We start from the raw sequence: 19,775 nt of genomic DNA, 5'->3' as shown, positions 1-19,775 counted from the left end.
TCCATTATACATTTTAACTTACAGTTTTGGCAGTTCATCCAAACTCTTCGGTAACCTGCCCCCTATACTTATAACCCCAATTCCCGGAAGCCCGAATTTAATTAATGGATTAGGATTTACCGGTTTTATATCAACCTCATAAACCCTTTGAATCCTGTCTTCCCTCACCTCAACCTCTTTTGGAGTAAATTCGGCTCTTTGGGCAATTTTGATTACTCTTGCCTTAATAGGTTTGTTTGGATAAGCATCCAAAAATATAACCGCCCGCTCCCCTATTTCTATTTTTCCGTTATTAATTTCGTCAACATACATTTTTAAATAAAGTTTTTGGGAATCTATTGCAGTGGCCACGCTCATACCAGCACCCAAAACTTCCCCTATATTTGCTACTTTGTCTACAATATGCCCGTTTATAGGAGATTTTATTGTAAGTTCATTGATTACACTCTGTATTTCATCTTTTTGTACTTTTAAAGCCGAAACGGCATTTTTAAGAGCTTTAATGTTAGCTCTCGCTGCCATGGCCGTATTTAAATTTTCTTTAGTTTTTATCCTGAGCAATTACCGCTTTTAAGATTTCTATATTTTTTTCCAATGCATTTAATTCATCTTTTTTACCCCCGTAAGCCAGTTCGGCCTGTTTTATACCGTTTTTTATTTTAGCGGCTGTAAAATTTAATTCATTTTCTTTAGCCTTAATCTCAGCTTCAATAGCTTTTAATTTGTCTTTATACTCATCGCTGTCAAGAACGGCAATAATACCGCCTTTTTTAATATTGCTACCGTCATCAACATTGATTTTTACAATCCTTCCCGGATATTTTGTATTTATGTTTATCAAATCACCATCAAAATTTCCAACCCCTGCAATAATTCCAGGAGGCATTTTTTTCGCATTCAAGGCTTTGTAAATTAAAACTCCTCCAACTGCCACTAATATAATTAAAACTATTCCTACAATATTTTTTTTCATTTTATACCTTTTATATGAAAAATTTCATTATCCATTTTCCATTTTCCATTAAAAACTGTTTCCCCCATCTAAATTGGCTTTTATTGTATAAAAGAAAATTTGGGATTTTACATCTTCTTTTTTAGCCCTAGCAGCAGCCAATTTGGCAATGGCGTCCGTCAAATCGGCTGAATCCGCCAAGCCTTCTTCAAATTTAGCATTAATATATTCATAATAACTAAGCCTTGCACTGACTTCTTTTTTTGCAGAAACCAACATACCATTCAAAGCCTTAAGTGTTAATAAATCGTTCTTATATTCTGTTTTTGCGGTATTCAAATAGTTTTTATAATAAATAAGACTTTGCAGTTTTGCTATTTTGGCTTCTTCTATATTGGCCTTATCGGCGCCTCCGTCAAAAATATTATAATTTAATTCAACAGCTCCGTAAGATTTATCTCTGTTTTGATAATAGTTTTTATCCAGTCCGAATGTGTTTGCTTCCTTTTTTAATCCTATTTCAATACCGATTTGAGGATAAAATTTTGATTTCGCTAAATTTATCATTGTTTCGCTTAAATTAAGATTTTCTTTTATGGCTAAAATATCTGCTCTTTGGGAAATATTTTCTTTTTTTAAAGAAGAAACATTTAAACCGTCAATTTTTTTAATTTTTTTATTGACAAGATTTGAGAAAATATTTAAAAGTGCTTTTTTTTGCGAAATGGCACTGTCTATTTTCGCATTTATTTCATAATATTTCGCATTAATTTCATTTGCCTCTGATTTATTCAAAAGCCCTTCTTTATAAAACGAAAAAGCCTTTTCTTTTGCACTCGTTACAGCCGTCTTAGCTTTGTTTAGTGCGTCAATTTTCGCGTTTAGGGCATAAATATTTGAATATAATTTTGCGGCATTTAATAATAAAACCCTTTTGGTGTTTTTAAGTTCCAGCTTTTTTTGCATCAATTCTATTTTTGATTTTTTAATTAAATTAGTTATAGCAAAACCTGTAAAGAGTGGATATGAATATTTCAAAATCCCCGTAAAATTATTTTTTCTTCCTGCCTGAATTTCAGTGTTCACATTTTGATAAATCAGTGGATAAACCGGGGCACTTCCCGCGTTTTGCGCTCCAACGGCTACATCTGTGTTCATTTTCATAACAGGATTTTGATGAAGCCTAACATAAGCATAACTTAAATCAACACTCCCGTAATTCTTTGCTTCGCTGAGTTTTAATTTTTTTTCATAAATTTCCACCTGTTTTTTTGCAAGTTTATAATTCAAAGAATTTGTTATAGATTTTGCAATATCGTTAAAACTCTCGGCACTAAGTATTAGAGGCAATAAGCAAGCCTTTTCATTTTTATCCTTTTTTATTTGAAATATTTTATCAGAGAAATATTGATGCTGTCAGGCAGCAAAAACACAAATACACTACCTAACAGTCCCCAGAAAGCGGCATTTAGCCAGACATACTTAAACCCGTAATTCATAGCCATAAACTCCTGTAGGTTTCTTAAAATAACTTCACCTGTTTCACCGAAAACATATTTCATTTTTTCAAAAATATCACTGACCATGGTCATAATTTTGCAGGGTTACTATCCCTCGTACTCTTTTGCCTGGTAATAAAACATAGAATTTGTAGCAATTGCGGTACCGAAACTCCCTCCCACAAACCTCACATAATCCATAACCACAATTGCCTGTTCACCTTTGTTTTTAGCGGCATTCATAATAAGCACCGTGACAGGCGCAAAAAACATTCCCATAGATATTCCAAAAGGCATTGTCCTTAAAACCGCTTCGCTAAAACTCATATAGTAATTAATCGGCGGAAAAAGATAAAAAGATGTTATCAGATAAATTATAACCGCAACCGTAAGCACAGGAATGGGACCGGTTTTGTCGCTTACATTCCCCGCAATTATACTCACAATCCCTATCCATATTCCAAATCCCAAAACCCCTAGCCCTGCCTGAATGGAACTAAGCCCTTTTATATGCTCGTAAAATACAGGTATCATATAAAAATACTGATACATCGAAAAACCGAGTAAAACAAAATAGATTAAAATTCCCAGTGTATAAAAGGGGTTTTTAAATAACGAATAATCAAACAGTTTATTTTTTGAAAAATATTCGCTGATTAAAAAAAATAAAAAAGCCATCCAGGAAGCAAATGCCAAATAAACTATAAAAGAAGAATTAAACCATCCATACTGCTGGCCTTTACTAAGCATTATCAAAAGAGCCACGGTAGAAATTGAAAGAAAAGCAAAAGAGATTATATTTAGCGGATAATTTTCTTTTTCCCCAATATCCGGTAAAAGCAGACTGCCGAAAATAACCAAAACTATACCTATAGGCACATTTACAAAAAATACGGCCCTCCAGCTAAACCATTCGGTCAGATACCCGCCGAGCGTCGGACCAACTGCCGGGGCAAAAGCCACGCCTAAAGCAAAAATACCCATTGCCACACCTTTTTTATCAGCAGGAAAAAGAGAAAAAATCATCATATGGCTTGTAACCATAATAAGAGCCTCTGCAAATCCCTGAACTACCCTTGCACTTATAATAAACCCGAGTGAATTTGAAATTCCGCAAAGAAAAGAAGCCAGACTAAAAAGTCCAACCCCTACTATATAAACCCATTTGTTCCCGTATCTTTTAATAAGCCACTCTACCACCAAAAGTCCGGCCGCAGCAGCCGTCATATATGCCGTAATCACCCATTGAACCCCGTACATATCGGTTGATAGCGGTCCTTTTAAGCGAGGCACCACAATATCCACTATCGTGGTATCCAAAACAGCCATAAAAGCACCGGTAATGATTAAAATGTAAAGTGTAAAGTTAAAAGTGAAAAGTTGCTATTTCAACTTCCCCGCTCATCCCAACAAGCACATCATCTGGAATTTTTTTAAATTTAATCCTTACATAAAACCTCTGGGCTAATTTTGTAAACTCTCCGCTGCTTATGTCTCTTGGGACGAGCGCAAATGTAGCAGCACTTGCCGGCAAAATTTTATTTACATATCCGTTATAATCCTTGCCCGTTGCATCTATATGGATTTTTGCATAGTTTCCTTTTTTTATACCTTTTAATTTAGTCTCTTCAAGCAAAACCAATACATACAAATCCTCTGGATTTACAATACTTAAAATCTTACTTCCGGAATTTACAACTTCATCGGGGTTTTCAAATTTTTTGGCTATTTCCCCGTTAAAAGGAGCATATATAAAACTCTCTTTTATATGCTGGTTTACAAAAGAGAGTTTATCATTCAAAGCTCTTAACTGAGATTTCATTGAATCAGTTAACTTAGCTAATCTAATTACTTCTTTTTTGTTATTCTCTGCAATATTTAATTTTATAAACAATGCATTTTTATCTTCATTCATACTTTCCAAAATTTTTTTATCCGCATTTATTTCATTTTGCAAAGCAAAAAAAGCTGTTTTTACATTTTCATATTTTTCATATGAAATTTTTCTGTTTTTATATAGTCTGCTAAATCTTTTATAATCATTTGCAAGTTTTTGAAGTTTGCTTTCTTTTGCCTTAATTTCATACTTTTTTGCTTCAATCAGTTTATCAAGCTTCTTAATCTGAGTATTTATTAAATTTATATTTTCATCTATATCTTTACTTAATTTATCTTTTTGGATAATACTTGCCTGAATTTTTTGCTTTAAAGCGTTTATCTGATTAATAAGCCCGTTTTTTTGAATTTCCAAATCTTTTGTATCAAGTTTCGCCAGCAATTTCCCTTTTTTTACACTATCACCCTCTTTTACATAAATATTTTCTATTTTCCCGGGAATTTTAAAAGAAAGATTTGTAAGAGAATCGGTTTTTACAAACACGGCATTTGAAGTGGCATAATTATGTGAAAATATAATATATTTAATCAGTAAAAAAACTGAAACTGCCAATAGTATTCCAAAAACAATTAAAGCTATTCTTTTTTTCATTTATTCCCCTGTTTTTTAGAAATTTTATCACAGGAGAATTGATATGTCAAATATTAATCCCTATGTTCAAATTCGGGGACTATTTCTTTTAACTTTTTAACAATCTCTTTTTTATTATTTAATTTTATTAATTCATCAATTTTTTTCATTAAATAATTAATATCAATAAAAGTAGGTTTTGCCACAAAAATATCTTTATATTTAGTTTTTTTATCAGCTTCATCTATTAAAAGTTCTTCATAAAGTTTTTCGCCGGGCCTGAGACCTACAAACTCAATACTGTTTTCATCTTTTCCGTAAAGTCTAAGCATTTTTTTAGCTAAATCTACAATTTTTACCGGCTCTCCCATATCCAAAATAAATATTTCACCCCTTTTTGCCATACTTCCGGCCTGCAATACCAGCTGACAGGCTTCCGGAATTAACATAAAATAACGGGTAATTTCCGGGTGGGTGACGGTAAGAGGCTTATTATATTCAATCAGTTTTTTAAACTTTGGCACAACACTTCCGCTGCTGCCCAACACATTTCCAAACCTTACGGCAGAGATTTTTGTATCTTTACTGTCAATATTCTGTGCATACAGCTCACATATTCTTTTGGTCGCACCCATTGTATTAGTCGGTCTGACGGCTTTGTCGGTTGAAATTAAAATAAAATCTTTTACACTATATTTTATAGACAAATCAATTACGTTTTTTGTTCCCATGATATTATTGATAACAGCACTTTTCGGATTATATTCACACATAGGCACATGCTTGTATGCCGCCGCATGGATTACAATTTGAGGCTTTTCGTTTTTAAATATTTCTTCCAAATCGTTTCTTTTGGTTACATCCGTTAAATAAAGCTTTCTTTTTATATTCAGCTCTTCATTAATCGAATATAAGTTAAATTCGCTGTTATCCACCAAAACAAGCTCACTTGAGCCGTATTTCTCACACTGTCTCGCTATTTCACTTCCTATACTGCCACCCGCACCGGTGATTAGGATTTTTTTATTCTTTACAAATTGTTCAATAGCGTTTTTGTCCAAATCTTTCGGTTTTCTAGCCAATAAATCTTCAATAGAGACATCTTTTATTCTATTTTCAAAAGGATTGTATATTTTAATTTCTTCAATCCCTCTATTTTGCAAAAATCCTACCAGCCCGTCAAGTTCTTTTTGACTCATCTCCTTTGTAATAATTGCCGTTTTAATATTGCCGTCAATTTCTGAAATATCTCCAACCTTATATCCGTAAAGATATGTCCCCACTATATTTTTTTCATTATCATAAATTTCCAAAACTGAATAAGGAATATTTTGTTTTAGAAGAGAAACACTCTTTTCATTAGCCCCTATTATGATAGCCGGTTTTTTATCGGTTGAGAGTTTTTCTATTAAAAGCCTTTTGGAAATTCTGAAAAATCCTATAAAAAGAATTGAGAGAAAATAATCGATTATAATTACACTTCTTGGAAAAGGAATAAAATAATACCTAAAAACAAGTAAAACACTCCCTCCTGCCAAATAAGCCAAAGTGGTGGCAAATAGCAGAGATTTAAGCTCCTTAAGAGAAAAAAACCTCCAGCTTACAAAATAGAGTTTAAAAAAATAATAAAAAAGTACTTTACAAAAAATAAAAACTAATGCAATTTCAAAAAAATTGTTTAAATACTCTTTTGGTATGGAAAAATTAAACCTCAAAAGATACGCTAAAAAAAGAGTAAATATAGAAATTAAAATATCACCCGCTAAAAAAAACAGAGCTCTTTTTAATTTTGTGGGCTTAAGAAGATTTTGATAAATAGTTTGAAAGTAATTGGAAATAAATTAATCCATTCATCAGCTTCAATTATTTCTAATTTTTCTAAAATATCTAAAACATCCCTAAAAGGAATAGCAAAACTATCTATTTCCTGAAGATCTTCTATTTTCCACATCCTCTAAAAAATCCGAATCAATTTCTTTTTGAAGTAAAGCATTATAATCAATTAAAGCATAAATGTATTTATCGCTATACGCTAACTCTTTTAATTCTTCCATAATAATATACCTTTTTTTGCATTTTTCTCAATAAGCCCTTTTTTATTTATTACTACATCAATTTTTCTATCACCTATTAACTTTTTTAGATGAAGCTAAAAATTCTGTCTTTTTCTAAATTAGCGTTTGAAGAAACAATATACAAATCTATATCACCGCCTTTTAAATTATCATCTACTCTACTGCAGATAAAATCTCTTTTTCACTTAACCTCATTTATTACCTCACAAATATATTTGACATCATCTTTTGTTAAAGTAGTCCCGCTCGGAAGACAAAGCCCTTTTTTAAATAACTCTTCACTTTTTCCGTTCAAATAACTTTTAGCACCTTTAAATAGAGGTTGAAGATGCATTGGATTCCAAAGAGGTCTGCTTTCAATATTATTTTCTCTTAATTTTTTCATAACCTCCCATGGATTTTTATTTTTAAAAATCACAGTTGTAAGCCATCTTGTGCCTCTGGTATCCGGAAGTTCAGGCATAAACTCTTCATCTAAAAATTCCCTGTACCATTCAAAAACTTTCCTTTTTTTAGCAATCCTCTCTTCAATTACTTCCATCTGCCCTACTCCAATAGCTGCTAATACATTACTCATTCTATAATTAAACCCTACTTCTTTATGCATATACTCTATAAATTCACTCTCTTTTGCCTGAGTTGAGAGAAATCTCGCTTTTTTTATAAGTTCTTCATTATTACTAACTAATACTCCTCCGCTGCTTGTAGTTAAGAGTTTGTTTCCGTTAAAGCTATATACCCCAAAGACCCCTATTGTCCCACTATGCACAATTTTCCATTCTCCATTTCCCTAATACGCACCAAGGCTCTCAGCCGCATCCTCTATTAAATAAATACCATTTTTTTCGCATAATTCTTTTATTGGCTCAATGTCGGCAACCTGTCCGTAAATATGAGGTAAAATTACCGCTTTTATATCATTTTCTTTGATTCCCTTTTCTAAAAGCTCTGCATCCATATGCCAATATTCATCAACATCTATAAAAACAGGTTCATTTCTTTCATACAAAATCGGATTAACCGAACCTATAAAAGTAAAAGTTGGCACCGCCACTTTAGAATCTTTTATTCCAAGTACCCTTAAAGCCAGATGAAGTGCACTCGTGGCATTGCATAAAGCCAGGGCGGCTTTTGCACCGGTATAATTTTTTACTGATTCTTCAAATTTATTCACAAATTCTCCAAGAGGCGCTATATAATTGCTTTCAAACACTTTTTTTACATACTCTATTTCTTTTCCACTCATATGAGGAGGTGAGAGATAAATTTTATTGACATTTTTATTTGTTTGTGGTATACTTTTATCACTTATACGCCCTAAAAATGTAGTTTTTGACAATTTTTTATATACTAAAACAGATTTATCTCTTTATTATTTAATTGTTTTTTTAATTTTTAATTTTTCTTCAAACTCTTTTGTTGGTCTGATATATATACATATTGTTTATTAGGAAATTTTTCCATAACCATTTTAAAAGGTTTTAATTCGTTTTTTAGTATGATAAAAATCTGTAAAAATGGGATATTTTATATATTTATCTAAATTTAAAGCTAAAAATTTATTCTGCTGCATCATATAATATCCATCGCTAATTAAAGCTTTATAATACTTTAAATTCTAAAATTTCTTTATATTTGGTTTATGAAATCTATAAATTTCTATTAGTTTTTTTACATCAGTATCAATATTAAAAGTTTTTATTAACTTATCAAAAATTTTACCGCTTCCTCATTGTCATATCTTAACATTATTATTTCAGTTCTTTTCCTAGATAATCATCTATCAAAAATTTAGCATAATCAGCGCGCTTGCCAACTCAAAGGATATCCACCTCCAAAGCGGGGATTAATTTCTATAAAAGATATTTTATTATCTTTTGTAAAAAGTTGAATAGTCAATACGCCATATGCTTCGTTTAATTTATTACATAATCTTTTAACTTCACTGATAATTAAACTGTCTTTTTTGGTTCTTCCTTTATTAATTTCCCCGCATCTGACTTCTATTCGCTCTCTTGGCACAATTGAAATAACCGCTCCTTTTTTATTTATAAAAACATCTACTGTAAACTCTGTTGCATCTATATATCCTTTAAATACATAATTTTTATTTTTACTTAACAATATTTTAGCTTCTTCTATTGAATGCAAAAAGAGGATATTTTGCAGTTTCAATATCATCTACAATTTCAGGAGTCAAAAAACCGTTTTCTTTAAAAAATTTATAAGTAGAAGATTTTAAGGCAAATCCTTCTTTTTTATAATCTTCTTTATTTTTAGCTGAAATTTCGTTTTTATCGGTAACTCTTGGAACCTTAAAAAAATAATCACTAACCTGGCAAGCCGCACTCAAACTTGGATTCATATCACAAGTATATACATTTGCATATACTCCATTGTGGCATGTCCTTGTTGGGATATTCCCTCTTGTTTTAAAACTTTTATAATTTTTTTACAAATTATATAAAACATCAAATTAAAAATTTTTTCTCCAGCTTATTGCATTTCTTCCTTTAACCTGAGCAAGTCCAGTAATTCCGGGTAAAACATCGTGTCTTTTTTTCTGTTCTTCATTATATAAAGGCAAATATTCAACTAAAAGAGGCCGTGGGTCCTAAATTTATATATTTTAAAAATTCTTCCTTTATATCCGGGACGCTCTTGCATAAAGATAACAGGTCTTCCATCCCACAGGTATATTGCAATTGCCGTTACATAATAGGTGAAAATAAATTAATTAAAATTAAAGCCAAAACTTTATCCGTCAAAGGTTTAAAAACTTTTTTATACATTTAAAACCTCATAAACTTTTAAATTTTCTGTTTTGTCTGTTTTATAGTCTCTAACAGACACTAAAAATCCGTTTTTATTATCTTCTACAACTTCCCTGCATCCAGGAGCATTTGTTGTAACAATCGGTTTTGACATAGAAGCGGCTTCAAGAAGTGTTCTTGGTACTCCTTCTCTGTAACTAGGCAAAACAAAAATATCACAAATGGAAATTAATTCTTTTATATCTCTTCTAAATCCTAAAAATTTTACATTTTTCCAATCAGGTAAAAATGTATTCTTATTTCCCTTGTCTCAGCTTTTATATATTCTTCTACACCTTTGTCTTTAATTACCCTTGCAATCATCAAAACAGTCGGTTTATCCTTTTTTATCCCCAAATCCTCAATCCTAAATATTCTAAATCATCACTGTTTTGAAAAATTACTTTTTTTTAAAAAAACTGCCAAGACCTGTTATAGTATTTATTGTATTTTTATGAAAAACCAAATTTCCGTAAATATTCGGTTTATGCATAAAAGGTTTTATACTTTTAATTACTTTTTTTATGTTTCTTATTGTCTCAATTTCCTTAAAAGGATTTAGACTACCTCTATCAATTTTATATTCAACCGCATTCACTCCGTAATCTTTAAATTCATCAAACACATTACCTTTTGGACATACAGCATAAACTTTCCTCTTTTTATAAGTTCTTTCATAATAGGTAGTCTAAAAAAATATAAAATTAAATCAAAATGACTAAGAAACGCTATTTTCATTAGCCCTCCAAACTTCCAGACTGAAAAGCAGATATCTTAGCCCTTTTTTCTTCCGGAATATTTAGTTTTCTATTAAATATGTTTTTAATAAAATTTTCATCATAATATCTTTGAGCTCATTGTTTACCCAATCAGTTAAAGGAATTTCAAATCCCTTTTTTTTAGCATTAACTAACTCTTGTGGTAGATACTTTTTAGCTAAAAACCTTAGGGCATATTTGGTAGTTAAAAAAATTAGTTTATATTTAGACTTTAGTAATGGAGCATATTATAAAAAAGATTTGCTCAAAAATGGGCTTCTTTAATTTCCTCCAAATTATTAAATTTTACATTTTTTATAAATTTATCTAAATCATCTATTTTTTTACTTTTAAATTCATAAATATCTTCAAATAAATCATTCAATAAAACATTATACGAAGCCCTGATTAACCTATATAAAAACATTTTAACTCCTCTACTATTAGGAGAAAGAAAAGGTAATAAAAATTTAAAATTTTTAGCAACATTATCTAATCCGCTAATGGCACATATCTTCTATAACCGACAGCTTTTACATATTTTCTTGCTTCCCTGCTAACAAAATAACTTGGAATTGCACCTATTAAATAATGTTCCGTTCCGTATTTTTTAGCAACTAATCCTGCCAAATTACTTTCATCAAAACTTCCTTCAAACCTGACAGTAAAAGTTTTTATTTTTCACTTATCTTTGCCACCACAAGTCCACTGTCAATCCCTCCGCTTAAAAACGCTCCGACTTCCACATCACTTGCTAATAATCTGTCTTTTACCATCATAAATAGCAAAATAATTTTCTATTTTCATATCTAAATTATCTAAATTAACATACGCAAAACTTCCGGCAGGAAATTCTTTGGTTTTTTTATAAGGAGTTGAGCTCATCAATATCTAAATCTAAAAACTTAAATACATTAAGCTTACTGCCATATCCAAATTTTTCATTTTTTTTATAATAAAAAAGAGGTTTTTTACCGGCTCTGTCTCTTGCTAAAAATAAAGTATTTTTTTTTATATTCAAAATAGCAAAAGCAAACATCCCATCTATTTTTTCAAACATTTTTTCTTTATACTTAATAAAAAGATAAAGATTTTAAAATTAAAGTCTTTAAAATTTTAAATGATTATAAAAAGAAAAATTATTTACCTCTGTGGTGTAAAGAGTTAAAAATATAATTTTCATCTACTTCAAAATTAAACCCGGTAATACCGCACATTAATGTTTAACCACCTTGTAAATTTTAACATAAGGAGTAATAATTATAGGTTTATATAAATTCTTATAATAATTTTCAAATATAAACATCTGAATATAAGTAGAGTTATAAAAAAAGTCATCTAAAATTAATCCTTCACCGTAACTCTGCATGATAATTAAATTTAATCCACTCTTTCTCAGTCTCTCTTTTCTCACTGAAAGCTTACCGCCGTATACGCAACTAAATCTATCTCTTTAACCGGTATAGTTCTTTGATTTAAAATAAGGATTTGTCCAAGCAATAAATATCTTCCCTGTTTTTTTAATCTGGCTTTATAGAAAAAGTGGTTTTGATTTTCCCGTTTTTATATCTATGGAACCAAACACAGAAACAGTAGGAAAAATATCCACTTTATAATAATTTTGTATATCTCTTATAAAATCAAATTTTTTCTTATCAATAAAATGTTTTTCAGTAAAATATACATCTAAAATTGCACTATTATATGAAGGAAGCTCCGACCTTGTCAAGGCAAAACTTACTGGAAAATCGACATCCCCGCTGTGTTTTCCTCCGTCATTTAACAAGTGTTTCAATTTCATTTTTATTCATTGCAGCAGGTGTAATATACTGTTTATAATTTGGATAAATAAACCCCAACATTAATAAAACTATATACTTAGAATAAAAAGAAATTTTTTCATTAATCAATGCTTTTGAAATTAATTTTGCTATTAAATAAACTATATAAGCATCCCCTAACGCAAAAAAAGGAACTGCATAAACAGTAAATCTAAGACCGCCTCTCTCTGCAAAAAGTCCTAATACAACCATTGGAAGAGAAATTATCATTTGAGGATATCTGAGAATTAACAATAAATAACCCAATGCTCCTGCAAAAAATCCTGCATAACTTCCGCTTATTCTGTGAACCAATGTGTCAAAACTGATATGACTTGCTTCTCTTACGGTGTTAACATAAAATTTAAATCCATCACCATTTATCCAAGGAATTCCTATAACAATTATATAAATTCCTAAAACAATTAAATAAAAGATTTTTTAGAAGTTTAAATTGATTTTATTTTTTATATAAGAGACAGATATTTGTAGAAATATTAAAACAGCTATTTTAATTTTTATATCTATTGGTAAAAGAGGTACTATCAAAAACAGTAAAAACAGACTCTCAATAAAAATATTTTCTTTTTTTACAAATTTCAAATATAATAAATATACAAAACTCATTATAAAAATACCGTTTGCTACATTATAAAGTTCAATTAAAGGGGTTAAAAAGAAATATTTTACATTTTTATTTTTTAAACTCCACAGCACCCCCCATATTGCAAATGTGGGGAGTACGACCGTCAACATATCTGTATCATAATATCCAAACATCGTCCTGTGATAATAACTCCAAACCATAGGCGCCATAAGAGCTGCCAAAAATCCTAAAAACGCGCCCCCTATTGCTTCACCAATCAGAATTAAAGGTAGAGCAAGCAAACTTCCGATAATTCCTGGTAAATAAAAAATTACTTTATCCAGAGGAATATGAAAAAATTCACTCACAAGCGCAGTAAAATCTGAAGTAACATTATAAATAGGAGAGAGGTCGTTTTTTTGGTGAAATCCGTTTATAAAATCCCTTGCACCCTCTGCATAATAAAACCCATCCGGATTATTTATAATATAAGTGCCGTTAAACTGCCAGACAGGGATTTGAGAAATTATATCCACATATATAAACCTAACCCATATATTAAAAATATAAGCTACTAATATATAAAACAACAAAGTCTTGTAATACTTTTTTTTGCTTTTTGGACAGCTCCAACAGGTACTAAAATTCCGTATTCAGCTAATTCTATTTCTTTAGTCTGCTTTGTAAAGGTAGTATCCGGTGCTAAAATTTCTCTTGGACCGCTTTTACAATCTGTAGAAATTACAGGTAAATTACAAAGCTTCAAGTAAAACTATTGGAAATAAAAATCTAAAAACATCTTTTTGACGACCTAATAATTTTACCTTATCTTTAAGCCCTAAATCCTTAATCATAAACTCTAAATCATCTCTTAAATATCCATCTCCTATAATCAATAATTTTTAAATTTTTCTTCTTTTTTACAATTAATATTGAAATTTTGTATTTTACCCTGTATTTCATCTTTATGCTGAAGAGATGGCATAGCCCTTTCACAACTCGTATATTTTTTTCTTTTAAGATTTTTTTATATTTCCAAAATATTAAACTGTCTCAAAACTGTTTTGTAAATCTTATAATATCATCTTCATTAAAATATTTTTTAAACAATTCTTTTAAATCACTTCTAAACCACTCAAAAACAGGAATTCCAAAACCTTGTTTTTTTCTATAGATAAGTTCTTTTGGAAGATATTTTTCTAAAACTTTTTTTAATATATATTTACTTTCACCATTTTTATAGAATTGTTGCTGAATATTCTATAATTTTATTATCAAGTAAAGGTTCTCTTCCTTCAATTGAATTTGCCATAGTTGCTCTATCTACTTTAACTAAAATATCATCAGGTAAATAATTGTAAAAATCCCAAAGCATCATTTTAATAACTCTATTTTCTTTTAATCCCAAATTTTTTATATCATCCCTATAATTCTTTATCATTGTTTCATAAATAAATTGCCAGTCATTTTCTTTTAAAATATTTTTTAAAAAACCAAGTTTTTTTGATAAGAATATTTATTAAGCTCATCTCCTCCATATTCCACTGCTATCTCCAAATGGTTCATCATAAATATCACTAAATTTATTTAATAAAATTTCTTTTGCTTCATTTATGCCTAAAATATATTCCATCAACATCACTAACCATTCTGTATTTAATACCTTCAATTAATATTTCTTCTAATTCATCAATAATATCTTCTTCTTTTTTTGCAGAAACATTAAAATAATTTTTAAATTTCCAATATTGTTTTAAATTAATTTTTTTAGTTTCTAAATGAAATTCTAAAAAATAAGCAGGAAGTAATTTTTTAACTCCTTCAAAAATACTTCTATCTCTACTAATATATCCATACTCAAAAAACTGAGCCAAAGAAATTTTGTCTATTTCAAATTTTTTATATTTTCTAATAGCTTTTAATTCACTTGCAAAAATAAAATTTTTACCGTCAAAATAGTAATAAAGAGGCTTAACTCCAACTCTATCTCTACAAAGAGTAAGTTTTTTATTTAATTTATCATATACAGCAAAAGCAAACATTCCTCTAAATCTATCTATACTTTCCTTACCCCATTTATGAAAAGCTTTTAATAAAACTTCACTATCGCTATTAGAAAAAAATCTATACCCTTCTTTTTCAAGCTCTTTTTTAATTTCTTGATAATTATAAATCTCTCCATTATAAACTAAAACCAAATTTTCAAACTCCATTGGCTGATGACCATGCGTAGTTAAATCAAGAATAGAAAGTCTCTTATCTATAAATTCTCCTCTGTCATCAGGACATTTTTTGTCTCCTTTTTTTAGTCTATTCCTTGATATAAATCCTCCACACTATTTGGCTTAACAACTATTCCACAATCTCCAACTATTAAAGCACTATCCCTACTACACAAGGAGCCTCACAGCTCGCTAAATCCCTCTCCAAAAGAAGAAGAAGAAGAAGCTATATCAAATCCACTGTAAAAATCTTCCACATTTGTCTTTTTCCCCAACCAGATGAATTTTGTATTATTATAATCCCTAGTATCTCTTCACACTCTTTTTTTATATTTACATTCCCACCACCAATAGCAAAAATTTTTACATTTTTATAATTTTCCAATATTTTTTTTGCAGCTTTGCTAAAAACCATTTTTGATTAATATATATTTTTTTTAAATTCTTTTTTTTTATTCATAAAAAATCCCTCTTGTTTATGAAACTCAATACTTGCATAAGAATTTGCAATAATCTTATCTACTTTTCCTGAAAACTTTTTTTGTAACCAAAATAGAAGCTGCTCTAAATCCCCAAATAAGTTTTGTTTGTTTAGGTTTACACCATAAAGAAAAAAGATTCATTTCACCTAAAAAAGAATAAATAGGATTAATTTCATTTAATAATTTTTTATACTTAAAATAAAAACTAAAATCATATCTTCCTTTTTTTTCTAAATTAATAGCTTTTATTTCAAATTCTGAAAAATATTCTTCTCTTTTAATTTTTAATTTTATAAATATTTTGATAAAAAATAGTTTTTTTCTTAAATTTTCGTCATCTATTAACTTTTGTATAGAAAAAGCTAATTTTTCGATATTTTGATTTTCTACTAAAATTCCATTTACTCCATTTTCTATAATCTCATTAGGTCCATAAGGGCAATCAAAGCTAACAACTTTTTATACCATTCAAAAATATCTTTTCTTTTTCCTAGAAGTATTACTTTTTCTTCTAAATTAAAATTTTTTATTAATTTTTCTAAATTTTTTCTTTCATTACCTTCTCCAGCAATGTATAGAAACTATATTTTGTTTTTTTATATTTGTGTCAAAACTTTCAGGGATTATAGATTACATAAGAATGCTTTAAAAAACTATAATTTTTAAGATCTGCATAAGTTTGCGTTATAAAAGCATTTACAATAGCTTTTATTGTATAAATTATTCATAGCACTTTGGAAAATATTATTTGAAATTTTTAATAGATCAAGTTTAATATGTTTAATATTTTTATGCAAAGGATAGAAAGAGTCAGTTTTTGCCATTGTAACAATTACAACTTCTCTCGTTTCAACAAATTTATTAGCAAGAATTGACATTACTCTTTCTGCGCCACCGGAAGAGATATGAAATATTATGAGGAGAAATATTTTTAGAATCAAAAGGTATTTTAGTTAGTTTGTAAAGGTAATATATAGGTTTTCCTGGTATCGCTAACAACTTACGAAGTATATTTTATTTAGTAACTTTTTGCCTTGTATGAGCAATACTATCTTCAATATTTTCAAAATGTTCAAATACTCCAAAAGAAGTTAATATATCATATTTGTCTGTCTCCTCTATTGAAAAAAAACGATGAAAAATATTAGCTTTATAACAGCGTCTACTTCATAATCAAATCCATTAATTTGATAACCAAAATATTTATTAAAATATAAAAGATTTGCAGATAATGCACAACCAATCTCATCAAATTTAAAATATTTTTGATATAGGTTATGAAGAAGTCTATTTGTATAATAATTAATATCTATCTCATCTATAACCTATTTTTCCTTCCAAACTGAATTCCAATAATTTTCTCCTGCTTTATCTTGCTCCATTCCTAACCTTCCACGAAAAATAGATTAACTTAATAATATGCTTTAAATAGACTTTTGGATATCGCCAAGCAATTTTCAAATACTTTGTTAGATATTTTTGTCTAATATTATTGCTAATATTATCATCTTCTTTTTTATAATAAGTCCGTAGAACTATATGAATCACAAATAAAAGCTAATAATTTCATTATTCTGGAATAACAAAATATTTTTTTAAATTTTTAGAATTTATAGCAGCCCAAGTTTCACCTAATGGTAAATTTTTCCATTTAAATACACTCTCTTTAAGAAGGACAACCCCTTCTTTAGGAAAATTACATCCAACTCTATTTCCAAACTGGTCTTTACATAAAACTTCAATAATATATTTATCATCACTTTTTTTTAATGTTTGATTATTTATACTATTAAACACTCTATGAAGTTTATTAGCTCTATTAAAAGTAGGAGTAACTACTGATAAACTCAATTTCTTTCACCATTTACTATTTTAATTATCCCATCAAGGGTTGAAAGTCTATGGGCTACTATTATCATAGTTTTATTTTCTCCTACTTTATATATTATGTTTTTCTAAAAAATATAATTTATTGCTTAAAGCTTCTTTTACTTTTTGTTCATCAATCTTTTCTAAATGAGGAATATATCCTATTTTTTGCCTCCAAGATTTTATATTTTTTTCATTAAGCAGATTTTCATCTATAAATATTTTACCGTATTTTGGACGATAAAGTCAGATTTTCCACTGCCGCTCTCACCTACAATTCCTATCTTTTCACCTTTTTTTATTACTAAATTTATATCTTTTAAAACCTCTTTTTCTCCATAAGAAAAACCGACATTATCTAATTTTATCTCTTTTTTAAACTCTATCTTTTCATCCCCTAACTCTTCAGGCTCTTGAATAAAAAACAATCTGATTATAAGAATCAAACACCCTGTTAACACTCGGATGACAGTCTATAAAGGAATCCAACCATTTCTAAAAAAAGTCTTGGAAATTGAGCAAGGGTTTGATTTTTAATATTAGCATTAGCAAAGCAAAAGAAAATTTATCGTTTTAAGTTTTATTATTTTAAAATTTCCAAAAGAGCTATTTAATATTTCATAAAATTTTGCCTGAAAAGTATCCCTTTCAATTCCGGCTTTTTTTATTTTTTTACCAACAAATATTTTAAGAATAGCCACATTGATTAAAAGATATAGAGTTAAAAGCAAAGTCATTTTCCAGTTTACATATACAAGCATTGCATAAATAAGATAAGAATTTTTATTTATAAATTCTTCGTAACCATATAATTTTCAAAAAGCCTGTATGCTACCAAATGGTATCTTCCAAAAGAAAATCTGTTAAGCAAATAAAAATAAAATGAATGAATCTCTTTAAAATCACTTGCAACACTAATAAAAGGCATAATAATACCGATTCCTATTGTTTCAATTAAAGAAACAAAAATAGAAAAAAAAAAGAAAAAGTTTATCATCTACTAAATTTTTATCAAAAAATCCTTTAATATCGTAAACTGTGAGTTTTGTTGTTCTAATTGTTTCTCTAATTGTTTAAACTCATTATGTGCTACTGCTGTCATACTCTGTTTTACCTCTTTTGTATCAGCCCAAGGGTCATATACATCTACATTTATTCCAAAATCTTGAAGCTCTCTTATTACATCTATAACTCTACTATTTCTTATATCTGGACAATTCTCTTTAAATGTTATTCCAAGGATTAATACTTTGCTGCCTTTAATAGTATGTCCTTTTTGTATCATTAGCTTAATCACTTTATTCGCTACAAATATTCCCATATTATCATTCGTTCTTCTACCAGCTAAAATAATTTCTGGATGATATCCTATCTCTTTTGCTTTAAAGGCTAAATAGTATGGGTCAACTCCTATGCAATGTCCTCCAACTAATCCTGGTTTAAACTTTAAAAAGTTCCATTTAGTTCCTGCTGCTTCTAATACATCAAGTGTATCTATATTTAATTTATCAAAAATTAATGCAAGTTCATTTACAAAAGCTATATTTATATCTCTTTGTGAATTTTCTATTACTTTTGCCGCTTCTGCTACTTTAATACTTGAGGCAAGATGAGTACCTGCTTCAATTATACTTGCATATAAATTATCTATTTCTTTTGCTATCTCTGGAGTTGAACCGCTAGTTACTTTTTTTATTTTTGTTACAGTATGCTCTTTATCTCCTGGATTTATTCTTTCAGGTGAATATCCAACAAAAAAACATTCTTTGTGAGTTGTGAGTTGTGAGTTGTGAGTTTGAAAAAAACATTTTAAACCACTCTCTTTTTCAAGCTCTGGCACACAAACTTCTTCGGTACATCCTGGATATACTGTAGATTCATATATTACAATATCTCTTTTTTTTAATACTCTTCCTACACTTCTGCTGGCCATTATTAAAGGAGTTAAATCTGGATTTTTATGTTTATCTATTGGAGTTGGAACTGTTACAATATAAATATTTGCTTTTTTTATCTCTTCTAAATTGCTTGTAAATTCTAAACCTCTTTTTATTGCTTCTTTTAGCTCTTCTTCACTGACTTCAAGGGTTCTATCTATTCCTTTTTTAAGCTCTTCTATTCTTATATGATTTATATCAAAACCTATTACCTTATATTTCTTGCTAAATGCTACTGCAAGTGGCAACCCTACATACCCTAGGCCTATAATTGAAATTGTTTTCATACATTAGC

28 protein-coding genes and 6 pseudogenes are annotated in these 19,775 nt (G+C 29.1%); all 34 read right to left on the bottom strand.

Features of this window, described 5'->3' with window-relative positions:
* Window positions 1–18: 18 nt before the first annotated feature.
* The 34 genes and pseudogenes from DZ64_RS12740 to DZ64_RS10715 all read right to left on the bottom strand — a co-directional run bounded on the left by DZ64_RS12740 (window position 19) and on the right by DZ64_RS10715 (window position 19,767).
* Entirely contained in the window at window positions 19–522 is a 504-nt protein-coding gene (locus DZ64_RS12740) for an HlyD family secretion protein (RefSeq protein WP_201768473.1), read from the bottom strand.
* A 19-nt stretch (window positions 523–541) separates the two neighbouring features.
* Window positions 542–973: a biotin/lipoyl-binding protein gene (locus tag DZ64_RS12735; RefSeq protein WP_051429996.1), complete on the bottom strand. Its 432-nt coding sequence runs from the start codon at window positions 971–973 to the stop codon at window positions 542–544.
* Between the two features lie 48 nt (window positions 974–1,021).
* Window positions 1,022–2,302: a TolC family protein gene (locus tag DZ64_RS0105130; protein WP_024789690.1), complete on the bottom strand. Its 1,281-nt coding sequence runs from the start codon at window positions 2,300–2,302 to the stop codon at window positions 1,022–1,024.
* A gap of 29 nt (window positions 2,303–2,331) precedes the next feature.
* Window positions 2,332–2,544 (bottom strand): hypothetical protein, encoded by a 213-nt coding sequence (locus DZ64_RS13230; protein ID WP_236618657.1) that lies wholly within the window; start codon window positions 2,542–2,544, stop codon window positions 2,332–2,334.
* Between the two features lie 15 nt (window positions 2,545–2,559).
* A complete protein-coding gene (locus DZ64_RS10735) occupies window positions 2,560–3,798 on the bottom strand; it encodes a DHA2 family efflux MFS transporter permease subunit (RefSeq protein WP_255327547.1) in 1,239 nt (412 codons plus the stop codon).
* Between the two features lie 19 nt (window positions 3,799–3,817).
* Window positions 3,818–4,939, bottom strand: coding sequence for an HlyD family secretion protein (locus DZ64_RS0105120; protein ID WP_024789689.1), 1,122 nt, complete (start codon window positions 4,937–4,939; stop codon window positions 3,818–3,820).
* Between the two features lie 53 nt (window positions 4,940–4,992).
* Window positions 4,993–6,465, bottom strand: coding sequence for a nucleoside-diphosphate sugar epimerase/dehydratase (locus tag DZ64_RS0105115; protein ID WP_304412270.1), 1,473 nt, complete (start codon window positions 6,463–6,465; stop codon window positions 4,993–4,995).
* Window positions 6,466–6,834: 369 nt separating this feature from the next.
* Window positions 6,835–6,972 (bottom strand): hypothetical protein, encoded by a 138-nt coding sequence (locus tag DZ64_RS12340; RefSeq protein ID WP_156922624.1) that lies wholly within the window; start codon window positions 6,970–6,972, stop codon window positions 6,835–6,837.
* A gap of 202 nt (window positions 6,973–7,174) precedes the next feature.
* Window positions 7,175–8,239: pseudogene (locus DZ64_RS10730) on the bottom strand (DegT/DnrJ/EryC1/StrS family aminotransferase).
* 554 nt (window positions 8,240–8,793) lie between these two features.
* Window positions 8,794–9,144: an ATP-grasp domain-containing protein gene (locus DZ64_RS0105095; RefSeq protein ID WP_162147535.1), complete on the bottom strand. Its 351-nt coding sequence runs from the start codon at window positions 9,142–9,144 to the stop codon at window positions 8,794–8,796.
* A complete protein-coding gene (locus DZ64_RS0105090; RefSeq protein WP_024789686.1) occupies window positions 9,122–9,358 on the bottom strand; it encodes a hypothetical protein in 237 nt (78 codons plus the stop codon). Before DZ64_RS0105090 ends, DZ64_RS0105095 begins: the two co-directional genes overlap by 23 nt.
* 111 nt (window positions 9,359–9,469) lie before the next feature.
* Complete coding sequence (locus DZ64_RS14110) at window positions 9,470–9,580, bottom strand: sugar transferase (RefSeq protein ID WP_156922623.1); 111 nt, start codon at window positions 9,578–9,580, stop codon at window positions 9,470–9,472.
* An 8-nt stretch (window positions 9,581–9,588) separates the two neighbouring features.
* Window positions 9,589–9,666, bottom strand: coding sequence for a hypothetical protein (locus tag DZ64_RS14105; protein ID WP_369792115.1), 78 nt, complete (start codon window positions 9,664–9,666; stop codon window positions 9,589–9,591).
* Window positions 9,667–9,822: 156 nt separating this feature from the next.
* Window positions 9,823–10,544: pseudogene (locus DZ64_RS12325) on the bottom strand (glycosyltransferase); the annotation flags it as partial.
* A gap of 61 nt (window positions 10,545–10,605) precedes the next feature.
* Window positions 10,606–10,785, bottom strand: a pseudogene (locus tag DZ64_RS14100) (asparagine synthase-related protein); the annotation flags it as partial.
* A gap of 44 nt (window positions 10,786–10,829) precedes the next feature.
* On the bottom strand, window positions 10,830–10,991 hold the full coding sequence (locus tag DZ64_RS12315; RefSeq protein WP_156922622.1) for a hypothetical protein: 162 nt from the start codon (window positions 10,989–10,991) through the stop codon (window positions 10,830–10,832).
* Between the two features lie 65 nt (window positions 10,992–11,056).
* Window positions 11,057–11,194: a hypothetical protein gene (locus tag DZ64_RS12310; protein ID WP_156922621.1), complete on the bottom strand. Its 138-nt coding sequence runs from the start codon at window positions 11,192–11,194 to the stop codon at window positions 11,057–11,059.
* A pseudogene (locus DZ64_RS14095) lies at window positions 11,195–11,242 on the bottom strand (hypothetical protein); the annotation flags it as partial.
* Entirely contained in the window at window positions 11,239–11,343 is a 105-nt protein-coding gene (locus DZ64_RS12305; protein WP_236618726.1) for an asparagine synthase-related protein, read from the bottom strand. The pseudogene DZ64_RS14095 and the gene DZ64_RS12305, both read right to left, overlap by 4 nt.
* Before the next feature lie 86 nt (window positions 11,344–11,429).
* The gene (locus tag DZ64_RS0105040; protein WP_369792114.1) at window positions 11,430–11,642 is read right to left on the bottom strand and encodes a hypothetical protein; all 213 of its coding nucleotides are present in this window, start codon (window positions 11,640–11,642) and stop codon (window positions 11,430–11,432) included.
* 453 nt (window positions 11,643–12,095) lie between these two features.
* Window positions 12,096–12,365, bottom strand: a complete 270-nt coding sequence (locus DZ64_RS0105030; RefSeq protein WP_024789682.1) for a hypothetical protein — start codon at window positions 12,363–12,365, stop codon at window positions 12,096–12,098.
* Window positions 12,340–12,699 (bottom strand): hypothetical protein, encoded by a 360-nt coding sequence (locus tag DZ64_RS0105025; protein WP_024789681.1) that lies wholly within the window; start codon window positions 12,697–12,699, stop codon window positions 12,340–12,342. The genes DZ64_RS0105030 and DZ64_RS0105025 overlap by 26 nt, the downstream gene beginning before the upstream one ends.
* A gap of 126 nt (window positions 12,700–12,825) precedes the next feature.
* Window positions 12,826–13,560: an STT3 domain-containing protein gene (locus tag DZ64_RS0105020; RefSeq protein WP_024789680.1), complete on the bottom strand. Its 735-nt coding sequence runs from the start codon at window positions 13,558–13,560 to the stop codon at window positions 12,826–12,828.
* A gap of 162 nt (window positions 13,561–13,722) precedes the next feature.
* Window positions 13,723–13,866, bottom strand: coding sequence for a hypothetical protein (locus tag DZ64_RS12300; RefSeq protein WP_156922619.1), 144 nt, complete (start codon window positions 13,864–13,866; stop codon window positions 13,723–13,725).
* Window positions 13,867–14,023: 157 nt separating this feature from the next.
* Window positions 14,024–14,188 carry an asparagine synthase-related protein gene (locus DZ64_RS14090; protein ID WP_369792113.1) on the bottom strand — a complete coding sequence of 55 codons (165 nt, stop codon included), beginning with the start codon at window positions 14,186–14,188 and terminating at the stop codon, window positions 14,024–14,026.
* Window positions 14,189–14,207: 19 nt separating this feature from the next.
* Window positions 14,208–14,411: an asparagine synthase-related protein gene (locus DZ64_RS12725; protein ID WP_024789678.1), complete on the bottom strand. Its 204-nt coding sequence runs from the start codon at window positions 14,409–14,411 to the stop codon at window positions 14,208–14,210.
* A gap of 166 nt (window positions 14,412–14,577) precedes the next feature.
* Window positions 14,578–15,234, bottom strand: a complete 657-nt coding sequence (locus DZ64_RS10720; protein ID WP_255327546.1) for an asparagine synthetase B — start codon at window positions 15,232–15,234, stop codon at window positions 14,578–14,580.
* Window positions 15,235–15,418: 184 nt separating this feature from the next.
* A complete protein-coding gene (locus tag DZ64_RS0104985) occupies window positions 15,419–15,607 on the bottom strand; it encodes a hypothetical protein (protein WP_024789676.1) in 189 nt (62 codons plus the stop codon).
* 100 nt (window positions 15,608–15,707) lie between these two features.
* Window positions 15,708–16,204, bottom strand: a pseudogene (locus tag DZ64_RS14085) (glycosyltransferase).
* Between the two features lie 1,039 nt (window positions 16,205–17,243).
* Window positions 17,244–17,471 (bottom strand): hypothetical protein, encoded by a 228-nt coding sequence (locus DZ64_RS0104975; RefSeq protein ID WP_236618655.1) that lies wholly within the window; start codon window positions 17,469–17,471, stop codon window positions 17,244–17,246.
* A 284-nt stretch (window positions 17,472–17,755) separates the two neighbouring features.
* Window positions 17,756–17,989: an ATP-binding cassette domain-containing protein gene (locus DZ64_RS0104970; protein WP_024789673.1), complete on the bottom strand. Its 234-nt coding sequence runs from the start codon at window positions 17,987–17,989 to the stop codon at window positions 17,756–17,758.
* Window positions 17,990–18,088: 99 nt separating this feature from the next.
* A complete protein-coding gene (locus DZ64_RS0104965) occupies window positions 18,089–18,280 on the bottom strand; it encodes a hypothetical protein (RefSeq protein WP_162147533.1) in 192 nt (63 codons plus the stop codon).
* Window positions 18,281–18,330: 50 nt separating this feature from the next.
* Window positions 18,331–18,540, bottom strand: a complete 210-nt coding sequence (locus tag DZ64_RS0104960) for a hypothetical protein (protein WP_024789671.1) — start codon at window positions 18,538–18,540, stop codon at window positions 18,331–18,333.
* Window positions 18,494–19,767 (bottom strand): annotated as a pseudogene (locus DZ64_RS10715) (nucleotide sugar dehydrogenase). The gene DZ64_RS0104960 and the pseudogene DZ64_RS10715 overlap by 47 nt, the downstream one beginning before the upstream one ends.
* Window positions 19,768–19,775: the final 8 nt, after the last annotated feature.

The organism is Lebetimonas sp. JH292 (genome assembly GCF_000523275.1).
Classification (GTDB): Bacteria; Campylobacterota; Campylobacteria; order Campylobacterales; family Nautiliaceae; genus Lebetimonas.
The sequence above is the reverse complement of the archived record's forward strand: the minus strand, read 5'-3'. Positions and strand labels throughout refer to the sequence as shown.